Annotated in this window: 19 protein-coding genes; 14 read left to right on the plus strand and 5 right to left on the minus strand. The window is 48.3% G+C overall.

Annotated elements, in window-relative coordinates:
* Positions 1–13: 13 nt before the first annotated feature.
* From ahcY to metF, 3 genes are all read left to right on the plus strand, one after another.
* Positions 14–1,453, plus strand: coding sequence for an adenosylhomocysteinase (ahcY, locus tag ACO0K4_RS06520; protein ID WP_422955873.1), 1,440 nt, complete (start codon positions 14–16; stop codon positions 1,451–1,453).
* Between the two features lie 102 nt (positions 1,454–1,555).
* Positions 1,556–1,897, plus strand: a complete 342-nt coding sequence (locus ACO0K4_RS06525; protein WP_422955805.1) for a phage holin family protein — start codon at positions 1,556–1,558, stop codon at positions 1,895–1,897.
* Positions 1,897–2,724 carry a methylenetetrahydrofolate reductase [NAD(P)H] gene (gene metF, locus ACO0K4_RS06530; RefSeq protein WP_422955806.1) on the plus strand — a complete coding sequence of 276 codons (828 nt, stop codon included), beginning with the start codon at positions 1,897–1,899 and terminating at the stop codon, positions 2,722–2,724. Before ACO0K4_RS06525 ends, metF begins: the two co-directional genes overlap by 1 nt.
* 268 nt (positions 2,725–2,992) lie before the next feature.
* On the opposite strand, the gene ACO0K4_RS06535 is transcribed toward metF, so the two are convergent.
* On the minus strand, positions 2,993–5,806 hold the full coding sequence (locus ACO0K4_RS06535) for a M16 family metallopeptidase (protein WP_422955807.1): 2,814 nt from the start codon (positions 5,804–5,806) through the stop codon (positions 2,993–2,995).
* Positions 5,807–6,257: 451 nt separating this feature from the next.
* The gene (locus ACO0K4_RS06540; protein WP_422955808.1) at positions 6,258–6,869 is read right to left on the minus strand and encodes a hypothetical protein; all 612 of its coding nucleotides are present in this window, start codon (positions 6,867–6,869) and stop codon (positions 6,258–6,260) included.
* Positions 6,870–7,115: 246 nt separating this feature from the next.
* Between ACO0K4_RS06540 and ACO0K4_RS06545 the strand changes: the two genes are divergently transcribed.
* Entirely contained in the window at positions 7,116–8,378 is a 1,263-nt protein-coding gene (locus tag ACO0K4_RS06545) for an SEL1-like repeat protein (protein ID WP_422955809.1), read from the plus strand.
* A gap of 514 nt (positions 8,379–8,892) precedes the next feature.
* Here ACO0K4_RS06545 and ACO0K4_RS06550 read toward each other — a convergent pair.
* On the minus strand, positions 8,893–10,245 hold the full coding sequence (locus ACO0K4_RS06550; RefSeq protein WP_422955810.1) for an NAD(P)/FAD-dependent oxidoreductase: 1,353 nt from the start codon (positions 10,243–10,245) through the stop codon (positions 8,893–8,895).
* A 400-nt stretch (positions 10,246–10,645) separates the two neighbouring features.
* Here ACO0K4_RS06550 and dusB point away from each other — a divergent pair, with 400 nt between their 5' ends.
* The 9 genes from dusB to ACO0K4_RS06595 all read left to right on the plus strand — a co-directional run bounded on the left by dusB (position 10,646) and on the right by ACO0K4_RS06595 (position 18,340).
* Entirely contained in the window at positions 10,646–11,656 is a 1,011-nt protein-coding gene (gene dusB / locus ACO0K4_RS06555) for a tRNA dihydrouridine synthase DusB (protein ID WP_422955811.1), read from the plus strand.
* 112 nt (positions 11,657–11,768) lie between these two features.
* Positions 11,769–12,002: a helix-turn-helix domain-containing protein gene (locus ACO0K4_RS06560; protein WP_322120168.1), complete on the plus strand. Its 234-nt coding sequence runs from the start codon at positions 11,769–11,771 to the stop codon at positions 12,000–12,002.
* A 126-nt stretch (positions 12,003–12,128) separates the two neighbouring features.
* Positions 12,129–13,694: a bifunctional phosphoribosylaminoimidazolecarboxamide formyltransferase/IMP cyclohydrolase gene (gene purH / locus ACO0K4_RS06565; protein WP_422955812.1), complete on the plus strand. Its 1,566-nt coding sequence runs from the start codon at positions 12,129–12,131 to the stop codon at positions 13,692–13,694.
* A gap of 87 nt (positions 13,695–13,781) precedes the next feature.
* Positions 13,782–14,324 carry a crossover junction endodeoxyribonuclease RuvC gene (gene ruvC / locus ACO0K4_RS06570; RefSeq protein ID WP_422955813.1) on the plus strand — a complete coding sequence of 181 codons (543 nt, stop codon included), beginning with the start codon at positions 13,782–13,784 and terminating at the stop codon, positions 14,322–14,324.
* 103 nt (positions 14,325–14,427) lie between these two features.
* The gene (gene ruvA / locus ACO0K4_RS06575; protein ID WP_422955814.1) at positions 14,428–15,009 is read left to right on the plus strand and encodes a Holliday junction branch migration protein RuvA; all 582 of its coding nucleotides are present in this window, start codon (positions 14,428–14,430) and stop codon (positions 15,007–15,009) included.
* Positions 15,010–15,015: 6 nt separating this feature from the next.
* Positions 15,016–16,098: a Holliday junction branch migration DNA helicase RuvB gene (gene ruvB / locus ACO0K4_RS06580; protein ID WP_422955815.1), complete on the plus strand. Its 1,083-nt coding sequence runs from the start codon at positions 15,016–15,018 to the stop codon at positions 16,096–16,098.
* A 15-nt stretch (positions 16,099–16,113) separates the two neighbouring features.
* Positions 16,114–16,572: a YaiI/YqxD family protein gene (locus tag ACO0K4_RS06585; protein ID WP_422955816.1), complete on the plus strand. Its 459-nt coding sequence runs from the start codon at positions 16,114–16,116 to the stop codon at positions 16,570–16,572.
* Positions 16,573–16,800: 228 nt separating this feature from the next.
* Positions 16,801–17,631 (plus strand): 2-keto-4-pentenoate hydratase, encoded by an 831-nt coding sequence (locus tag ACO0K4_RS06590; protein WP_422955817.1) that lies wholly within the window; start codon positions 16,801–16,803, stop codon positions 17,629–17,631.
* 37 nt (positions 17,632–17,668) lie between these two features.
* The gene (locus ACO0K4_RS06595; RefSeq protein WP_422955818.1) at positions 17,669–18,340 is read left to right on the plus strand and encodes a glutathione S-transferase; all 672 of its coding nucleotides are present in this window, start codon (positions 17,669–17,671) and stop codon (positions 18,338–18,340) included.
* A gap of 120 nt (positions 18,341–18,460) precedes the next feature.
* On the opposite strand, the gene ACO0K4_RS06600 is transcribed toward ACO0K4_RS06595, so the two are convergent.
* Positions 18,461–19,513: a porin gene (locus tag ACO0K4_RS06600; protein ID WP_422955819.1), complete on the minus strand. Its 1,053-nt coding sequence runs from the start codon at positions 19,511–19,513 to the stop codon at positions 18,461–18,463.
* A 375-nt stretch (positions 19,514–19,888) separates the two neighbouring features.
* Entirely contained in the window at positions 19,889–20,950 is a 1,062-nt protein-coding gene (locus tag ACO0K4_RS06605; RefSeq protein WP_422955820.1) for a porin, read from the minus strand.
* Between the two features lie 344 nt (positions 20,951–21,294).
* Here ACO0K4_RS06605 and coq7 point away from each other — a divergent pair, with 344 nt between their 5' ends.
* Positions 21,295–21,921, plus strand: coding sequence for a 2-polyprenyl-3-methyl-6-methoxy-1,4-benzoquinone monooxygenase (coq7, locus tag ACO0K4_RS06610; protein WP_422955821.1), 627 nt, complete (start codon positions 21,295–21,297; stop codon positions 21,919–21,921).
* Positions 21,922–22,013: the final 92 nt, after the last annotated feature.

The following is a 22,013-nucleotide window of genomic DNA, read 5'->3' on the forward strand; positions in this document are numbered from 1 at the left end:
GAGCGCCACTGCCATGACTACCGCTACTACCACAGCATCAACCACAACTGCCGCAACAACTTCCCAGGATTTTTTCGTCGCCGATATCAGCTTGGCCAGCTGGGGTCGTAAAGAAATCCAGATCGCAGAAACAGAAATGCCAGGTCTGATGGCAATTCGTGAAGAATTCGCTGCCAGTCAACCATTAAAAGGCGCCCGCATTACTGGCTCCTTGCACATGACAATCCAGACTGCGGTACTGATCGAAACGCTGAACGCACTCGGCGCACAAGTACGCTGGGCTTCTTGCAATATCTACTCCACGCAAGATCATGCTGCCGCGGCAATCGCTGCGGGCGGCACGCCGGTATTCGCATTTAAAGGCGAAAATCTGGATGAATACTGGGATTTCACACACCGTATTTTTGAATGGACCGACGGTGGCTATTCCAACATGATTTTGGATGACGGTGGCGACGCAACATTGTTGCTGCACCTCGGCACACGTGCAGAGAAAGATCTTTCTGTTCTGGCAAACCCAGGCTCAGAAGAAGAAATCTGCCTCTTCAACGCGATCAAATCTCACCTCAAGACTGACCCGACCTGGTACTCCAAACGTCTGGCTTCGATCAAAGGCGTGACCGAAGAAACAACGACAGGCGTGCATCGTTTGTACCAGATGCACAAAGAAGGCAAACTCGCCTTCCCAGCCATCAACGTCAACGATTCCGTCACCAAATCCAAGTTCGACAATCTATATGGCTGCCGTGAATCTTTAGTCGATGGCATCAAGCGCGCAACCGACGTCATGATCGCCGGCAAAGTGGCGGTCATCGCCGGCTATGGTGACGTAGGTAAAGGTTCAGCACAAGCAATGCGCGCCCTGTCTGCACAAGTCTGGGTAACCGAGATCGATCCTATCTGCGCACTGCAGGCAGCAATGGAAGGCTATCGCGTTGTGACCATGGAATATGCCGCGGAACACGGCGACATTTTCGTGACGACAACAGGCAATTACCACGTCATCAGCCATGCCCACATGCTGAAGATGAAAGACCAGGCAATCGTCTGCAACATCGGTCACTTCGATAATGAAATCGATGTCGCTGCATTGAAGCAATACACCTGGGAAAACATCAAGCCACAAGTCGATCATGTGATCTTCCCTGACGGCAAACGCATCATCCTGCTGGCAGAAGGTCGCCTGGTCAATCTGGGTTGCGGTACCGGTCACCCATCCTATGTGATGAGCTCGTCTTTCGCGAATCAGACCATCGCGCAAATCGAACTATTCATCAACAATGACAAGTACCCGGTCGGCGTCTACACCTTGCCAAAACATCTGGACGAAAAAGTCGCTCGCCTGCAATTGAAAAAACTCAATGCACAGTTAAGCGTACTGACAGATGAGCAAGCAGCGTATATCGGCGTCAGCAAAAATGGCCCTTACAAGCCAGAGCAATATCGTTATTAATCTCTAGTATTACGTTGGACGCAGCCCCTCCCTCAATTTGTTGAGGAGGGGTTTTACACTGCGGTATTATGTGCATCTCACATCATCTCAACTGGAGAATTCATGCGTCTGCTAGCCACCTGGATCATTAACGGCCTTGCCTTACTCGCCCTGCCCTACCTCATGCATTCTGTGTCCATCGACAGCTTCGCGACCGCTCTGGTTGTCGCGTTGGTGCTGGGTTTTGTGAATACCATCATCCGCCCTATCCTCGTGATTCTGACACTCCCGGTCACAGTTATTTCGATGGGACTCTTCATCTTCGTGATCAACGGCCTGATGTTTTGGGCAGTCGCTAACATGGTCAACGGATTTCATGTCGCCGGATTCTGGGCCGCCGTCGGTGGTGCTTTGCTGTATAGCGTGATCTCCTGGACGCTCTCAACTTTACTTCTGCAAAAATAATGTCTTCCCATAATTTCAGTATTGAATTTTTCCCGCCAAAAACTGCGGAAGGCGCAGAAAAATTGCGCGTCACCCGTGCCAAACTCGCCGAACTGCAACCAAAGTATTTCTCAGTCACCTTCGGTGCTGGTGGTACCACACAGCAAGGAACGCTGGACACCGTCGTCGAGATCCGCAAAGAAGGTTATGCCGCGGCACCGCACCTGTCCTGCGTCGGCGGCACACGTGAATCGATCCGTGACATCCTCAAGCAATATCAGGCGCACGACATACACCGCCTGGTCGCCTTGCGCGGGGACCTGCCCAGCGGTTACGGCGCAGCGGGCGAATTTCGCTATGCAAATGAACTGGTCGAATTTATCCGCGCCGAAACCGGTGACTGGTTCCATATCGAAGTCGCCGCCTATCCGGAAATGCATCCGCAAGCACGCTCACCACAAGACGACTTGCACAGCTTCGTACGTAAAATGAATGCCGGTGCCAATGCGGCTATCACCCAATATTTTTATAACGCTGACGCCTATTTTCAGTTCGTCGAACTTGCTCAAAAAGCAGGCGTCACCGCCCCTATCGTGGCTGGCATCATGCCCATCACCAACAGCAGTCAATTAATGCGTTTCTCAGAAATGTGCGGCGCAGAGATTCCGCGTTGGGTTCGCTTAAAACTAGCTAGCTTCGGTGACGACACCGCGTCCATCAAAGCCTTTGGTTTGGATGTCGTCACACAGCTCTGCGAACGACTACTGGCAGGTGGCGCACCGGGGCTGCATTTCTACTCACTGAACCAAGCTGCGGCGACCACGGCCATCTGGCAAAGACTGGTGTAATTTGTTGACTTAGTTTGCTCAGGTTTTTAAGCTCCAAAACAGAATCCGCAATCAGGATGCGGCTTTTCAAGCACTTTCGTGCCAGAACCCGCATGTACATTGCGTGACTGCTTTTGAAACTGACGTCAATCTGACGTCAAACTGATATAAGATCGATGAGAATAAAAAAGGCAGAACCCATTGCTGAGTTCTGCCTTTTTATCGTTCTGCTTGCAACAAGAATGGGGCATGCATCGACATCTGCCCGCCCCCACTCGCTAGCACATAATTACTTCGCTGCAGCGTCCTTCGCCACTTTCGCAAAATCACCGGCACTGATGACGGAGACATTCGCTGGCTTCAGATTCTGACGCAAAGCGTCATTGACTTGCGCCAGTGTCAGCGCGGCGACTTTGGCTTCCAGGTCTTTATCGAACGCCATAGTGCGGTCAATCGTCAGATAACTCGCCAGACGACGTGCCAGTGACGGATCCTGAGTGCGCACGACTTCTGCCGATTGCTTCCAGCCTTTTTTGGCTTCGGCTAATTCATCTTCGGTGAAGCCATCGCTGATCGCTTTTTGAATCTCTTCACGCAGTGCTGCTTCGACTTTGGCCGTGTTTTGCGGCGCGCTGATCGCGTAGGCTAACCACAGTGCTGCCGGATCAAGTGCCGGTGCGCTGAATTGGGAACCGACGCCGTAGGAGAGGCCTTCTTTCTGACGGATGCGGTCAGCCAGACGGCTGCGCAATGCGCCACCACCCAGCATATGATTCGCGATCAACAAAGCAGGATACACATCAGCACTATCTTTCATCACCAATGGATGGATCGCCAGCATGAAGCTATTCGCTTTGTCCGGAGTCTCCAGCGCGACCTTGGCACCGGCAACCGGTTTCATCACACCTGGAATACGGACATAGGCTTGCTGTGATTTCCATGCGTCAAACAATTTACCTAACTGCGCCTTTAATGCGGCCGGATCAAAATCCCCCACTGCGGACAAGGTCGCATTATTCGCGCCGTAGAATGCGGCGTGAAAGGCTTTGACGTCCTCTACCTTAACGGCTTTGGTCTCGGCCAGCTGCTCTTGCAAGGTACCTACATGGCGCACATGACCAACCGGTGTCGCATCGATCAGGCGTGACATGCTGTTAGAGGCTTGTGGTTGTGGCTCAGGAATATTTTGCTCGGCACGATTGATGGCTTCCAATTGCTTCTCCTGGAATTCTTTCGCAGGGAAGGAAGGTTTCTTCAAGACCTCGCCCAGCAAATCCAGCGTCGCAGGCAAGTTCTCACGCGTGGTCGTGATGGAGGCACTGAGTCCTTCTGCGTTGCCATTGATGCTGACCTGTGCTTTGAGCTTATCAAATGCGTCTTTGATTTCTTCGCGCGTCATGCGATCCGTACCGCTCATCAACATACTGGCGGCAAACTGACCTGTCTGCGCTTTACCACGCAAACTTTCATCCGCACCAAAACGTAATTGCATGACGACACTGACGGTGGCACCTTTGGTTTTTTTCGACAGCAATGCTGCCTTCATACCGCCAGGCAGAGTGAAGCGTTGTGTACGGGCTTCAATATTTGCCGGACTTGGATCGAAGGCCTCACCTTGGGCGACGACAGCGCGGCCAGCATAATCTTTGACCATCGCCAGCACATCAGGTTTGCCCGGAACTTCCGTGCGATCTGCCGTATCTGTCGGGATAAAACGGCCCAGGGTACGGTTTGTCGGTTTCAGATATTTGATTGCGGCGGCTTGTACGGCAGCGGCATCTACTTTTTCCATCTGGTCACGTTGTAAGAAGAACAGACGCCAGTCGCCTGCTGCCATGGATTCTGTCAACGCGATTGTCAGGCGCGCCGTATCTGCGGTAGCGAGTTCGATGGTCTTATTGATCTGCTGTTTTGCACGTGCGACTTCGGCGTCGGTGATCGGTTGTGATTTCAGATCTTCCAGCACTTTCAGCATGGCGTCCTGGGTCTGATCCAGGTTGCCGTCTTTAGCGACAACGGCACCGAAGATACGAAAGCCCGGCTCCAGATTGCTGACAGCTTCGTAATCCACTTTCGTTGCGAGCTTAGTTTCGACCAAGGCTTTATGCAGGCGGCCACTTGGTGCATCGACCAAAATGCGCCCCAGAATATTCAGCGCGACGGCATCAGGATGACCTGACGGTGCAACGTGATAACCGGCACCGACGAATTGCGTACCACCGCTGCGACGTACCGTCACTGAGCGCTCACCATCTTGCGTCGGCTCTGCGGTGTAGGTCGGTTGAATCACGCGATTTGGTTTTGGAATACGGCCAAATAATTCGTTCACTTGCTTCAGAATTTTCGCTTCGTCAAAACGACCGGCAACCATCAATACAGCATTGTCCGGCTGATAGTAATTTTTGTAGAATGCACGCAGACGAGGAATGTTGACCTGCTCGATATCCGAACGCGCACCAATCGTCGATTTGCCATAGTTGTGCCAGTCGTAGGCAACAGCTTGAATACGCTCGGTCGTGACGCCAATAGGGTCGCTCTCGCCCATCTCGAATTCATTACGTACAACCGTCATTTCGCCTTTATTGGTCTTCGGATTCCACAGATCGTTTTGATCAATGGCCGCGTTCACCATGCGGTCAGCTTCCATCGCCAGCATCTGACGCAGATTGTCTTCGTTCGCCGGGAAAGTTGCGTAGTAGTTAGTGCGGTCATACCAGGTCGTACCGTTGAATTGGGCGCCGGTAGAATTCAAAATCTCGACAGGTGTACGTGTGCCTTTTTTCACGCCAAAATTCGCACTTGGCTTGAACAGCAAATGTTCCAGCAAATGCGCCATCCCGGTTTCGCCATAATTTTCGTGACGCGAGCCAACCATATAAATAATATTGGTCGTCAGGGTCGGCTTACTCGCATCGGGAAATAGCAATACGCGCATGCCATTGGCAAGGCGATACTCAGTCAGACCTTCGACTGAAGTGACTTTCACGGCAGCGGCCACGGGGCCTGTCTTCATTTGTGGAGCAGCTTCAACAGGTGTCGCGGCATACCCTAAACCAGGGGACAAGATGCCAGCGCTAAGCATGAGTACAGTAAGCAATTTCACGAAATATTTTCCTTTAAAAAGAACTGAAGTTGCAAAATAGGCTATAACGCTTTTTTTTGCAATCAAGATTGTTGCTGAAGATAAATTGCGATGAATAATTTTGTTTTCAACCAGATTCAGCAAATAAAGTTGGCGTTCTTCATGGGTAGTCAATTGATTGAAGCAAATGATCTTTGCTTTTTCGCTGGCAGTTACCGCCTCTTTTTAGAGTAAATTTTCTGCTGAAGACGACCTTGCTTGGAAAGGGTCTAAGACAGAAAGTTCCGTCGCTCGCGGATGGGATAATTAATTCGTGGCATAGGCTGACTGATGAAGCCGGACTAAATAAAAACGACCACCGGAATAAAGTAGTCGTTATTGGGTAGTCATTGCCTTGTAATCGGACACAACAATGAGCAGATAAGCGAACAGACGAGTAAGTCAACACACACGTCTACTCACCAGCAACCACTTATTCTGTAAAACTCAGATTCCTTGGACCGTAGACTGGAAGCCCTGAGCGGAAGGATGGCATATCTAATGTTCTTTTCGGATCTGACGGAGGTACTGGCTTCGCCGTCAGTTTAATGTCTTTGACCCAGATTTTTCCGGGGGACCCTAAACCTATGCCGATTTCAAAATGATTGTCGTAATGTGAATCGACTTTATCAGGGAAATAACTCGTTAAAGTCATCTCTTGCCAGCCTTTTCCGTCAGGGATGGTCTTGTCTGTCATCTGTAAATAACGGGACATTCCCATATGCCGTATCCAGATTTTATTTTTCTCTGCACCGACGGCGCGCACCATCATTTTGAATTCGATGAGCTTACCTTGCCACTCCGTTGCATCAATATCCTGAGTAATTGCCAGCGACTCGTCAGTGGGCTGTGTTTTGCTGGCGATGAGCAGAACGGGATGATCCGTACTGCCCTCGGCGGTATCTATACCAATCTCGTATTGATCACCCTGCGGCCCCCATAACTGCCAGCCAGCGGGCGCACCTGCTTTAACCGCCCCGGCAAAAGAAACATTCACCGCAAGTGCTACCACCAGGGCTCCCACTACTATTTTCCAATGCCGCATGATCATGCTCCGAATATGATTGATAACGTGGCGAAGTGTAAAAGGAATCACTTGTTTGAGCATATGGTTTGCGATAAGTGAAGCAGATTCTTTGATGGACAGAGGTTTTGATGCGATGAGATACTGAAAAGTATAGTACTTGTAAAACCTTATACAGGCTGCCCTTATTGTAGTTCCTGTATTCTTGATTTAATTTAGTTAGCCTATCTTTTTGATGAGCCGATGATTGAAATGATGATACTTTTTATGACCTATACGAAAAATTTATTTAAGCACATCATATTACTCTTGGTATTCACCTGTTACTCAGGATGGAATCATGCTGAAGAATTTCGTGATTCAACAGAAAGCGAGATCAGAGAAGCGCAGACGTTGATAGAAAATCAGGCATTTGACAAAGCTTTTAGGATATTTAAAAAACTTGCTCAACGTGGTGACTCACATGCTGAATATAACTTGGGAGTCATGTATTTCAAGGGATTAGGTATACCCCAAAATTATGAGCAAGCATTAATCTGGTATCAGAAGGCGGCATTCAGAAAAATAACGGAAGCAAAAGTTCAACTGGCCTGGATGTATGCCAAAGGGCTAGGAGTTCGCCAGGATAATCAACAAGCAATGTCTTATTACCGGGAAGCTGCGATTGATGGAAATATAATTGCACAAAGTGCTCTTGCCGAAATGTATGCCAGCGTGCAAGACGACACAAAAAATGCTCAACAAGCATTTTATTGGCATCAGTCAGCGGCTCAAAAAGGGAACGCATTTTCGCAATATAAGCTCGGACAAATATACCGCACCGGGGACGGTACAGAAATCAACTTATTACAAGCAGCTTATTGGTTTGAGCGTGCCGCAAATCAAAGTAATGCTGATGCCCAATTTCATTTAGGAATGCAATATGCGAGTGGAAAAGGTGTCATTCAGAATCATCAAACAGCTGCATTTTGGTTAAAAAAGGCTGCAGATCAAGGGAGTGAGGCTGCTAAAATTCAGCTAGGCATGATGGCCTATGCAGGTATTGGTATGGAGAAAAATCTGACTGAAGCCTTTCTGGTTAATCAAGGCGAAGCTCAGCAAGGCAATCCTGTGGCGCAATACAATCTCGGCTTGATGTATGCAAATGGTGAAGGAATTCAAAAGAATTTAGAGAGCGCCATATATTGGTATGAACAATCTGCGAAACAAGGTAATACCGGTGCTCAATACAATCTAGCACTCCTGTTAATGCGGGAGGACACTATAAACCGCAGTCCTGCAAGAGGTATCTACTGGTTAGAACAAGCGGCAAGTAGCGGAAATCAGTTGGCGCAATTTAACCTCGGAGCCATCTATGCGAACGGTGAGGACACAGCACAGAATTATCTATTAGCGTATCAATGGTTTGCATTAGCTGAGAAGAATGGTCATCCGACGGCAGGTAAATTCAAAGAAAAAATCGCAAAAAAACTTTCAAAAAAAGAATTAGCTATAGTGTCTTCAACGGATCACTCACCCCAAAAAATGTAGTTTAAAGGTATCTGTGTAATCGTATTTTATCTTGTACATGCAAGATTTCTTGAGATGCTCTGCTAAAAAAACAAACTGACTTTGGTGAAGATAACGCTCCAATATTCTATTTTTTTTGATGGAATTTTTTAAAAAATTTGGGCTAAAACTAATGCTAGAGAGCAGTCCGTTAACATTGCAGCATAAGCCGGTATGAAACAATCAACTGCAATGATATGGCTCGGGTGCTGTTTTTTTAAAAGTTCCAAAAGGGAATTTCTAAAAAACCCTTAATCCATATTTCGTAACCCTGCTTACTCCTGCCTTTTCTCTTTGTCTCCTTATCTCTGTGGTGAGAGGTCTTGTTTTTTTTCGTCATTCCTAATGATGTGGTTTTTTAATTTAGAGTTTTTTAGGAGTCAAAAAAGAATCCGCAGCATTCATGCGCCTTAACAAGCATTTTCATGCCAGCAGGCGCATAAATAGTGCGGATTCTATGTTTGATTTCTAAAATCAGATCTTCACTACTACCAGACTAATGTAATTTAATCCGCGGATTGCGAACGCGGTCGATGGTCTCTGCCCAGGTTGACAACCATGTATGGAACAAACCATTCACCGCTACCTGATGGTGCTTGTGTAGTGACCAGTACATCCATTTGGCGATGGTGCCTTCGATGAATACTGAGCCACTGGCAAGCGCACCCATCAGGCTGCCTACTGTACTGTAATTGCCGAGTGACACCAGCGATCCATGATCTTTGTAAGTAAATTCTTTCAAAGATTTGCCCTGCAACATCCGCGCCAGAGAATCTGCCAGCATGCTGGCCTGCTGATGGGCCGATTGTGCACGCGGCGGCACTGCTGGCTGCCCCTCTCCTTGCGGGCAGGCGCAACAATCGCCTAAAGCAAAAATCGATGCGTCATGCGTGGTTTGCAAATGCCGGTTCACTACTAGCTGGTTGATACGATTACTTTCTAATCCATCGAGATCTTTTAAAAATTCTGGCGCTTTGATTCCGGCCGCCCAGACAACGATGCCACTGGGAATGAATTTACCACTAGACATACTGACGCCTTCTTTGCTGACTTCGACGACTTTTTCATTCGTATGAATTTCGACAGCAATACTACGCAATTCTTTCGCGACAGCGGCGGATAAACGCTCGGGTAACATTTGCAGCAGGCGTGGTGCGGCATCCACGATCACGATCTTGAGATCTTTTTCAGGATGGAAATTGACCAGGCCATAACTAGACAGAATTTTGGTGGTCATATGCAACTCAGCCGCCAGCTCAACACCAGTTGCGCCACCGCCAATAATTGTCACCGTGAAGCGCCCTTCACCGACAGCTTGCGCTTGGGTCTGGGCACGCAGGCAGCAGTTGATCAGCTTCTGATGGAAGCGCTCGGCGGCCGCGAGCGAATCAAGCATGATGCAATTCTCACGCGCTCCTGGCGTGCCAAAATCATTCGTCTGGCTACCGAGTGCAATCACCAGCGTGTCATAAGCAATCGCCTGGCGCGGCAATAATTCGCTGCCGTCTTCATCATGGGTTGCCGTCAGATAAATTTCTTTTTTATCGCGAGACAAAGCATCCATGCGTCCCAACCGGAATTCAAAATAATTCGAGCGTGCCAGAGCGAAATATTCACGCTCATCCGCATGGCTATCCAGGGTTCCGGCAGCGACCTGATGCAGCAGAGGCTTCCACAAATGCGTGCGACTGGCATCAACCAGTGTGATCACAGCTTTCTTTTTCTTACCAAGTTTTTTCCCCAGTCTGACAGCGAGCTCTAAACCACCGGCGCCACCGCCAACGATGGTAATTCTGTGTAGGCTCTCTTCCTTTTCATGTTGCTGACTACTTTGCAAACGATTACTCACGATCACTCCTTCAAGTTTAAAACGCATTTTTCCCTTGACCAGTCAGGAGCGCCATGACGAAGCATATGGCGCGGAGAAACTGATCAGTGGAGAGATACGCTCTAGGACCCATGGGCAAACGTCGTCTGCGAACAGACTCTAAATGCGGGATCAGAGAGAAGCAACGACAATATACACAAACTCGGATCGAGATTGGTTTCCCGGCAACACAAGCCGCCGAATTTGAATGCCATGTCGAAAAATAAGCTATTGGTGAATGCGTGTAAATAGATAAAAATATTCTGCTCGACAGACCATTAAATTGCTAATTATTTAGGCACAATTCAGGTAAAATACGCATCCTTGTCGTCTCCAACGCCGACTGCCTTGTCTAACCCATCCGTCATTTTCAGTTCACGCTATGCAAATCGGTCCTTACCAATTGCGGAATAATCTTTTTGTCGCGCCGATGGCAGGTGTGACAGACAGACCATTTCGTCAATTATGCAAAGAGTTGGGGGCAGGTTATGCCGTGTCAGAAATGGCCGCGTCAAATCCCAAACTATGGGATACCGAAAAATCCTCGCGACGCACCAATCACGAAGGCGAAATGGAACCGAAAGCAGTCCAGATCGCCGGAGCAGATCCGAAGATGCTCGCAGATTGCGCCAGACATAATGTGGACCGAGGTGCGCAGATCATCGACATCAACATGGGTTGTCCGGTAAAAAAGGTGTGTAACGCCTGGTGCGGCTCGGCCCTGTTACAGAACGAAAAACTCGTCGCAGAGATTCTTGACGCGGTAGTCAAAGCAGTGGACGTGCCTGTAACGCTGAAATTCCGCACAGGCTGGGATCGTGCCAACAAAAATGCTTTAAATATCGCCCGTATCGCCGAATCGGCAGGGATAGCAATGCTGACCTTGCACGGACGCACGCGCGCCGATGGTTACAAGGGGGATGCTGAGTACGAGACGATTACCGCCGTCAAAGCAGCGGTAAGTATTCCAGTCGTCGCGAATGGCGATATCACGACACCTGAAAAAGCTAAATACGTTTTACAAGTCACCGGTGCTGACGCGATCATGATCGGGCGTGCTGCGCAAGGTCGCCCCTGGATCTTTCGCGAAATAGAGCACTTCCTCAAAACAGGGACTTATTTGCCGTCACCGCTGGTATCCGAGGTCAGCCGTTTGATGGATGAACATTTGCGTGCTCATTACGCTTTCTACGGTGAATTCATGGGAGTGCGAACGGCGCGCAAGCATATAGGTTGGTATGTACAAGATTTAGTTGGCGGAGAAGAATTTCGTCAAGAAATGAATGTGCTGACCTCATGCGAAGACCAGTTAGATGCAGTAAAAATGTTTTTTGATCGTCAGACCAGCGAGCGGTTACAATACCGCCCCTCCGAAGAAAAGTTGGCAGCGTAGTTAATTTTTACGGTTTTCATCTTCGTCAAAAGCGAAAGAGACACCGTAAAAATTTAGGAAAAACGTATTCAACAAGAATAAGTCAAACAAGCACTGATAGAAAATTAAAAGCATGAGCAAAGATAGCATCCAAGAAGCCGTTCACAAAAATCTGGAAAAATACTTCCGTGATCTGGGCGAACAACCTGCCTCCAATATATACGACATGGTCGTATTGGCAGTAGAAAAACCCATGTTAGAAATGGTCATGACCCGAGCGGAAAGCAATCAGTCGCAAGCAGCAGATATGCTGGGCATCAACCGCAATACTTTACGTAAAAAATTACAGCAACATGGTTTGCTGTAATCTGCTGTAACGCTTCAATATGGGGCGCAGTCACGACTTGCGCCCCATCTGAGTAGTCTGGTGCAATACCTGATCTGTTATTCGATACCAAATTCTTTCACTTCACAAGCTCCTAAGCTTCTTATCATGATCAAACAAGCTCTCATCTCCGTCTCCGACAAGACCGGCATTCTTGAGTTCGCACGTGCGCTGTCCGGCATGGGTGTCAAGTTATTGTCCACGGGTGGCACGGCAAAACTATTGGCTGACAACGGTTTGTCAGTGACCGAGGTTGCTGACTACACCGGTTTCCCTGAAATGCTGGATGGTCGTGTAAAGACTTTACATCCGAAAGTCCATGGTGGCATTCTGGCGCGCCGTGATTTTCCTGAGCATGTAGCGGCGTTAGAGAAGCATGGTATTCCGACCATCGATATGGTCGTCGTGAATCTGTACCCGTTCCAGCAAACCGTTGCCAAAGGCGAATGCTCGTTGGAAGACGCGATTGAAAATATTGATATCGGCGGCCCGACGATGTTGCGCTCATCTGCCAAGAATCATAAAGACGTTGTGGTGATCGTTGATCCTAGCGACTACCAGGTTGTACTGGATGAAATGACCGCAAATCAAAACGTCGTCAGCTACGATACTAAATTCACATTAGCGAAAAAAGTGTTTGCTCATACAGCACAATACGATGGTGCGATCACCAATTATCTGACTAGCCTCGGCGAAGATAAAGCGCATGCGACTCGCAGCAGCTATCCACAAACGCTGAACTTGCATTTCGAAAAAGTACAAGAAATGCGTTACGGCGAAAACCCGCATCAGTCCGCTGCGTTTTACCGTGATCTGATTAGCTTGGATGGGTCACTGGCGAATTACACGCAATTGCAAGGCAAAGAACTGTCGTACAACAACATCGCCGATGCTGATGCCGCTTGGGAATGCGTCAAATCCTTCGCAGAATCTGCCTGTGTGATCGTCAAACATGCAAACCCGTGTGGTGTTGCCTTAGGTGCGACTCCATTTGAAGCCTATAGCAAAGCTCTGCAAACAGACCCGACTTCGGCATTCGGCGGCATTATCGCCTTCAACCGCGAACTCGATGGCAAAGCTGCTGAGATCGTTGCAAAACAATTTGTTGAAGTACTGATCGCACCGTCATTCACTGCCGAAGCCAAACAAATTTTTGCGGCCAAACAAAACGTGCGTTTGCTGGAAATTTCTTTGGGCAAGGGCATCAATACTTACGATCTGAAACGTGTTGGCGGTGGCTTGCTGGTGCAAGCACCGGATTCTAAAAACGTTAGCCCTGAAGAATTACGGGTAGTCTCAAAACTGCAACCCACACCACAACAAATGGCCGACATGATGTTTGCATGGCGCGTTGCCAAATTTGTGAAATCGAATGCGATCGTCTTCTGTGGCAATGGCATGACACTCGGTGTTGGCGCGGGCCAGATGAGCCGCATTGATTCTGCCCGTATCGCATCGATCAAAGCACAAAACGCTGGCTTGACGCTGACAGGATCAGCCGTCGCATCAGACGCGTTTTTCCCATTCCGTGATGGCCTTGATGTGGTGGTTGATGCAGGCGCCACCTGCGTAATTCATCCGGGTGGCTCTATGCGCGATCAGGAAGTCATTGATGCTGCGGACGAACGCGGTGTTGTCATGATTTATACCGGGACGCGTCATTTCCGTCATTAATACTGCATTCATGCATCCCTTCAAAAATCATCCCGTGCATGTCGTCACCACGGCGTTGTCAAGCGATCGATTTTTGGAGGTGCGGCAATGAAAATTCTCGGCATTGACCCAGGCCTGCGCACCACTGGCTTTGGCGTCATCGATAAACAAGGCAGCAAATTAACTTACATCGCCTCCGGTACAATTAAAACGGCAGACGAGTCCTTGCCAGAACGCCTCAAAACAATTTTGCTCGGCGTTTCTGAAATCATTCAAACCTACCAGCCAGATTGTGCGGCGGTGGAAAAAGTCTTCGTCAATGTCAATCCGCAATCAACGCTATTACTAGGACAAGCACGTGGTGCAGCGATCTGTGCCTTAGTGAGTGCTGACCTAGCCGTAGCGGAATATACGGCACTACAGGTCAAACAAGGCGTCGTCGGTCACGGCAAAGCAAAAAAAGAACAGGTACAGGACATGGTGCAGCGACTGCTGAGCCTGTCTGGCATGCCAAGTACAGATGCGGCGGATGCGCTGGGTGTTGCGATTTGTCATGCGCACAGTGGCGATACTTTAGCGATGCTGGGCAAGCTTGCTCCTGCTTTAGCAAAAAAAGGCCTACGAGTACGTGCCGGACGTCTGATAGGATAGGTTATCATTACTGCTTATTTATACAGTAAAGCGTGTTGTGATTGCGCGCTGCAATTCTGTGCTGTCATTTTTCCTGTAAGTAAAGCTAGCTAAAAGGGCTGCCATGATAGGTCGTATCGCAGGTATTCTGCTCGAAAAAAATCCCCCTCAGTTATTGGTTGATTGCCAGGGTGTCGGCTATGAAGTCGATGTACCAATGAGTACGTTTTATAACTTGCCGGCACTAGGCGACAAGGTCGTTTTACTGACACATCTGGCCATACGTGAAGATGCTCATGTCCTGTTCGGCTTTGGCAGCGCAGAGGAGCGCAGCACCTTTCGCCAGTTAATTAAAATCAGCGGCGTTGGCGCGCGCACAGCTCTTTCCATTTTATCGGGCATGTCCGTCAGCGATCTGGCACAGGCTATTACCTTGCAAGAAGCGGGCAGACTGACACGAGTGCCAGGGATAGGCAAAAAAACGGCTGAGCGTCTCTTACTGGAATTAAAAGGCAAGCTCGGTGCCGATATCGGCGCTGTTACTGGCGGTACGCATGTGCCGGATCATCAGTCCGATATCCTGAATGCCTTGCTCGCGCTGGGATATTCAGACAAAGAAGCACTAATGGCCTTAAAAGCCTTGCCAGCTGGCACAGGCGTCTCTGACGGCATCAAATTAGCCCTGAAATCCCTGTCGAAAAGTTAATCGATCATGAGCATACAAACCGACAATTTCAGCAGCAATCCGGGCGGCAATTTAAGTGATGCAAGGATTATTGCAGCGACACCGGTATCGCCAAACGAAGAAGCAATAGAGCGTGCGCTACGCCCCAAACAGTTAGATGAGTATGTCGGTCAGGAAAAAATTCGCGGTCAACTAGAGATTTTCATCACCGCTGCCAGACAACGCAAAGAAGCACTGGATCACACGTTATTATTTGGTCCGCCGGGTCTGGGCAAAACCACGCTGGCCCACATCATCGCACGCGAAATGGGTGTAAATCTGCGACAGACCTCAGGTCCGGTCTTGGAGCGAGCGGGTGACCTTGCGGCATTGCTGACCAACCTGGAAGCCAATGATGTCCTGTTTATCGACGAAATTCATCGCCTGTCACCGGTCGTCGAAGAAATACTATATCCCGCGCTGGAAGACTATCAAATTGACATCATGATCGGCGAAGGGCCTGCTGCCCGCTCGGTCAAACTGGATTTGCAGCCCTTTACCTTAGTCGGCGCAACCACGCGTGCCGGTATGCTGACGAACCCTTTACGCGACCGCTTCGGTATCGTGGCTCGACTGGAGTTTTATACACCGGAAGAACTAACCCGCATTGTCACGCGTTCAGCCTCATTACTGAATGCCCCGATCAACACTGACGGCGCGCATGAAATTGCCAAACGCGCCCGTGGCACACCACGGATTGCGAATCGCCTGCTACGTCGCGTCAGGGACTACGCCGAGGTGAAGGGTAATGGCGACATTACTAAAGCGATGGCAGATGCGGCACTTAAAATGCTGGATGTGGATAGTGTCGGCTTCGATCTGATGGACAGAAAATTACTGGAAGCTATTTTGTTCAAATTTGGTGGCGGCCCCGTTGGCCTGGATAATGTGGCAGCCGCCATTGGCGAGGAACGTGACACGATTGAGGATGTGCTGGAGCCTTATCTGATCCAGCAAGGTTACCTGCAACGCACACCGCGCGGGCGGATCACAACCCCGTCTGCTTACGAGCATTTTGGCGTAACCGCACCAAGGACAAATCCTAATGGCGATCTGTGGGGAAGTAATTAAGATGGATGCGTGCAAATGAAAATTTGGGTCGATGCTGACGCCTGTCCTAATCCGATCAAGGATATTCTATTCAGGGTAGCTGACCGTTTAGGTATCACGACAACCCTGGTCGCGAATCGCCTTCTTTCTGTACCGCCGTCGCGTTTTATCAAGGCGATGCAAGTTCCTTCTGGTTTTGACGTGGCGGATCAAGAAATTGTGCGCCTGCTGGAAGCTGGCGATCTGGTGATTACCGGTGATATTCCCCTCGCATCCGATGTGCTGGACAAAGGGGGGCATGCGCTCAATCCACGCGGCTCGTTTTACACCAAGGACAATATCCGCGAATATCTGACCATGCGACAATTAATGGACGAACTCCGGAGCAGCGGTGTAGAAACAGGTGGCCCAAATTCCTTCAGTCAGGCTGACAGACAAGCGTTCGCCAACCAACTGGATCGTTTTATGGCAAAAGCGATACGCGTTGAACCGTAACATCAGAAGAGCTTTTGGTCAGATTTATACAAAAGTCCCCGACTGGCTGCGAATCTAATGCAGGTTAAGGATGTAATGTTGCGAAATAAGGTTACTCAGGGTTAATAGAGATGCAATGCAGCCAAAATGTTAGCCGCATTGACTTTTTAAATGTTTTTTATCTTCATGCTTGCACATTCAACATAGCTCGCCGACAATAAGTGTCCCCTCAAACCTAGTGGCACGATCATGCTAATGTCCTCACAAGCCGACCGTTATGCACGTCAGTTCCTCGAGGCGCGCGCATCCGCGCAGACCCTTGCGCCTATCTCCTCTCACAGTGAATTAAGTATCGCTGATGCTTACGACATTTCCAAAAGTCTGGACAACATCAGGATTGCCGAGGGCGAGACTCCCGTTGGCAGGAAATTAGGATTTACCAACCGGACACTATGGCCAAAGTACGGCGAAAAAGAGGCTATACATGCTCCGATCTGGACTACCTTGTTCGATACGACCGTGCGCTATCTGGACGGTGCTCACGTGAATCAAAGTCTGACTGGCGCAGTCCAACCGCGGGTTGAACCTGAGGTGGTATTCAAGCTAGGGCGAACACCGGCAATAGATGCCAGCTTAGACGAACTCGCGGATTGCCTGGAATGGATGGCGCACGGACTAGAGATTGTTGTTAGCCCGTATCCGGATTGGAAATTCGAAGCTGCTGACGCGATTGCCGCACTTGGTTTGCATGGCACCCTACTGATCGGTGAGCCACGTATGCTATCCAGCGCAAGCCGCCATCACCTCGGCGATATGCTGGCGAACGCCAGTGTATCTCTATCATGCGACGGATCGCTATTAGGCGCAGGCTTTGGGAGCAACGTTCTGGATAGTCCTTTGCACGCGATTTGGCATCTGCATCAATTACTGAAAACCCAGCCGCAATTCTCGCCTTTACGCGCTGGAGAAATCATTACGACCGGCACCTGGACAGACGCTTATCCCGTTTCTCCAGGGCAAACCTGGTTCACAGCATTCTCGGGAATTACCCTGGCGGGACTTTCCGTTTCTTTCGCTTAACTATCACTTAACTATCACTTAACTATCACCAATCTACATGATCATCGTTCATCACCTTAATAATTCACGCTCTCAACGCGTGCTCTGGTTGCTCGAAGAACTTGGACTAGAATACCAGATCAAGTTTTATGAACGCGATCCCAACACCATGCTCGCACCGCCATCCCTAATGCAAGTCCACCCTTTGGGTAAATCTCCCGTCATTACCGATGGTGATCTGACAATTGCGGAATCCGGTGCCATTGTTGACTACTTAGTTACCCGTTATGGAAATGGGCAGTTGATGCCAACTCGTGAGTCGGGGGATTATTTGCGCTACAACTATTGGCTGCACTATGCCGAGGGCTCAGCGATGTCGCCTTTGTTAATGAAACTGGTATTCGATAAAATCGAAAGAAGTCCCATGCCTTTTTTTGTAAAACCTATTGCACTTGGAATTGTACAAAAAGTGAAAACAAGCTTCATCTCACCACAGATCACTCGACATCTCGACTACTTAGAAGCAGAAGTCAGTAAAACGGGCTGGTTTGTCGGTGAAGACTTCAGTGCGGCAGATATTCAAATGAGCTTCCCACTGGAAGCGGCCGCATCACGCGGCGGCCTGAATGGTAGTCGTCCGAACTTAATGGCGTGGCTGGCAAAAATACACTCTCGCCAAGCCTATGTCGCCGCCTTGAAAAAAGGTGGTAAGTACGACTTATTAACCTGAACAACAGTCATTTCTAACTACTGAGTGACATCAATTTTACTTTTCTTTCGATAACAAAAAAGCACCCGAAGGTGCTTTTTTTACGAGCCTGAAACTAAGCAAGCCGGAGCTTGCCTAATATTAGAACTTGTGACGGATACCAACGTTAACCAGACGAACGTTTGCACCTGGAGTTACTGGGTGGAAAGTTGCGCTAGAATCATCGCTACCCAATGCACTGAATGTGTCATTAGCAGTACGGGAAATCGATGTGTACAGGTTAGTACGCTTAGACAAGGAGTATGTATAGCCCAAAGCTAAGTGGTTTGCGTTAGCATCACCAACATTTTTAACAGTGGAACGGATGTAATCCGCTACGATAGTACCAGCAGCACTAACTGGAACAGTCGCACCCAACAACCATACGCGACGATCGATTGGAGTAGGAACGCCGTCATCTTTGATTGTAGAGTAAGCAGCGTGGGCTTTTGCTACGCCGAAATCATATGTACCTGCCAGCAAAATACTTTTCTTTGCATTTGTGCCAGTAACATTTTGTGCACTAGTATAAGCCAGAGTTGCAAACAAAGGACCTGCATTGTAAGCACCTGACAGACCAATGTAACGATTGCCTGACGTGTTACCTGCAACTTCACCTACACCGTAAAACAAGTTGCCAGTGAAACCGTCGATGCTAACTGTGTTGTAGTTGATCGCATTATTAACACGGCTAGGACCACCAAAGAAGTGGGCTGCACCGAAAGAAGATGTACCAGAACCAGCTGTACCAGTAGTCATACCTGTGCCAAATGGATCGAAGCTGTCGATAGCGATAAACGCTGGAGTGTATTGACGACCCAGGTTCAAAGAACCGAAATCACCTGACAAACCAACCCATGCTTGACGACCAAAAGCCAGACCACCTTGAGCAGCAGAACCTGTATCAGCATTAACACCCATTTCCAATTGGAAATTTGCTTTCAAACCGCCACCCAGATCTTCACTACCTTTAAAGCCCAGACGTGAACCAGATTGAATACCGCTATCCAGACCCAGAGTTGCGCCTGCTTTTTCACCCGTGTTTTGGTGTTGCAAAGCCATATCTACGATACCGTAGATTGTGACATTAGATTGTGCTTGTGCTGCGCCTGAAATTGCTGCTAATGCTGCCAGAGCTAAGAGTGATTTTTTCATTGATATTTCTCCAAAGGTTTCCATGTTGACATGAACTACATTGAGCCAGATTTGTGCAATTACGTTAACTAATGCATTACACAAAAACAGCTAATTCTTCAAAACTTACAAGACCGCTAAAAAGAAGTTAACGTATTTGACCAAAATTAAACGCGGACAGCCAAGCTAAATCGGCTTTGGAAGAGATGCAAAACGTAGAATGTCGTTAATAAGCAACGGAAAATTACTTAAATGACATCAATTTGATGCAATTAATTGCACGAAAGAAATTATTTGAAATGCAAAATATCTGTCTAAAACAAGAAAGAAGCTCCGTATTTAACGGAGCTTCTTTTTAGTTCGTAGAAAACACCACCAGGCAATTTTCTATAAAGATTAGAACAGGTGTGTAATACCTACAGAAACTCCATTTTGCGTACCGTTATTAATAGTACCCAACAATGGAGTAGCGCCAACAAATGCATTTGTCAGTTTCTTGTTATCGAATTCCGCGTAGAAATTAGTGCGCTTAGACAAAGCATAAGTCGCAGCAACTACCAAGTTCTTACGCTTACCATCAACTTTGGTTGCAGCTGAAGTTGCAACTGTAGAATCAGTTACGTAGTAAGCGCCAGTCAATTCAATTTGTGGTGTCAATGTGTAGTTAACGCCGCCCCAGTAGGATTTTTGCTCAGAATCAATCTTTAATAAAGATTCTTGATTTTCTTTTACAAACCCGCCCGAAATACGGAATCCACCATCCTTAAATGCGCCACCGATCGTGTAGTACTTATTACGCAAGCCGCCGATATCAGTCGACATAAAAGTGCCACCAAAATTTACTGGGCCAGTTGTATATGTAGCAGCAACAGATTTAACTGCATTACGACCAACATCACCGGCAACTTCACCAGCAACATATTCTGCACTAACTTTTACACCACTAAAAATCGCTGTGTACTGAATATCGTTGTTGAAACGAGTTGCGCCACCACCGCTGAACGTCGCTGGGAAGAATAAGGCAACACCAGCAACTGGGGAAGTAATTGAAGGGAATTTGTAGCTAAATGGCTCGTAAGTGCCAATTGTCTTAAAAGCCAATGAATATTGACGGCCCAGATCCAGATTACCGAACTCACCAGTTACGCCGACAAAAGCGGAGCGGTTGAATGCCACCGCTGAGTTATCATAAGAACCAGTTGCAGTATTGAAGCCAGACTCCAATACGAAGTGAGCATTCATACCACCACCGAGATCTTCAACGCCTTTAAAACCGATACGGTTAGAGTTGTATGTGCCGTTAGAGCCCATAGACAACTTGCTGTTACCTGCTGCATCAATATTGGTCACATTACGCAAACCAGCATCAATGGAGCCATAGATTGTTACGGACGATTGTGCGGATGCAGTAGCTGCAAATGCGCTGAGAACAGCAAATGCGATAAGCGTTTTTTTCATTGAGAATATCTCCAGGAATATCATTTTTTAAAAAGTACTGATATGTATCAGTTCATTTACTCGTAGTGCAAAGGGTGTTCGGTCTTGCCAAGACTTCGAAACCTGCTGATTAAGAAGTTATATTCAATTGAAACAAATAACCGGAAATAGGGCAAAGAGAATTTGCGAACGATCGTATTTAAGCAAATTTTATGTGGTGTCTCCACAACAATTAAGGTTTTTCACAATGCAACTATTGCAACTATTCTATTGGTATCGCGTCGCCTCATGCCAATACAGGCGAGGTGCTTTATTGAGGATTACAATATGCAAATTGAATCAAAAGCGAAGGAAAGCAACGGATTATGATAAATATGAATAACTTAATCATCAATTTTGACCGCGCCTTGCGCGTGATCAGCGGACAAGCCCATGCATCGCGACCGAATCCCGGCAATTTGCAAGCAGACGCTGAACTTGACGATTCTGAGCGCCAGCACAGTGCGGGTCTGATGCGCGTCAATCATGTTGGTGAAATATGCGCTCAGGCACTTTACGATTCTCAACGGCAATTTACTCAAACAAAGGCGCTTCAAGAACAATTCCTGCAGTCCGGCATTGAGGAAGAAGATCATCTGGCCTGGACCGCGGACCGGTTGCGCGAACTAAATTCAAGTATCAGTCTGCTCAGCCCGCTCTGGTATGCCGGCGCCTATGCTTGTGGCGCCATCGCGGCCAAATGTGGTGACGCGGCCAGTCTGGGTTTTGTCGTTGAAACAGAGAAACAGGTTGAAGCTCATCTGGCTAGTCACTTACAGCAACTACCCGCACAAGATGCAAAATCCCGAGCTATCGTCGAACAAATGCGTGTCGATGAAATCGCTCATGGCGCAGCGGCAGATGCACTTGGTGCAAGCCAGCTACCGATGCCAGTGCAATTTGCGATGAAAGGCTTGGCCAAGGTCATGACCACTACCGCTTACTATATATAAACAAAACCAGACTAGAGTCGCGATGCTGACCGGTACAAAACCGTTCATATCAACAATAAAAACCGCTCCCTGCCACTGAGCGGTTTTTTAAC

The organism is Undibacterium sp. RuTC16W, from assembly GCF_049339445.1.
Lineage (GTDB): Bacteria > Pseudomonadota > Gammaproteobacteria > Burkholderiales > Burkholderiaceae_D > Undibacterium.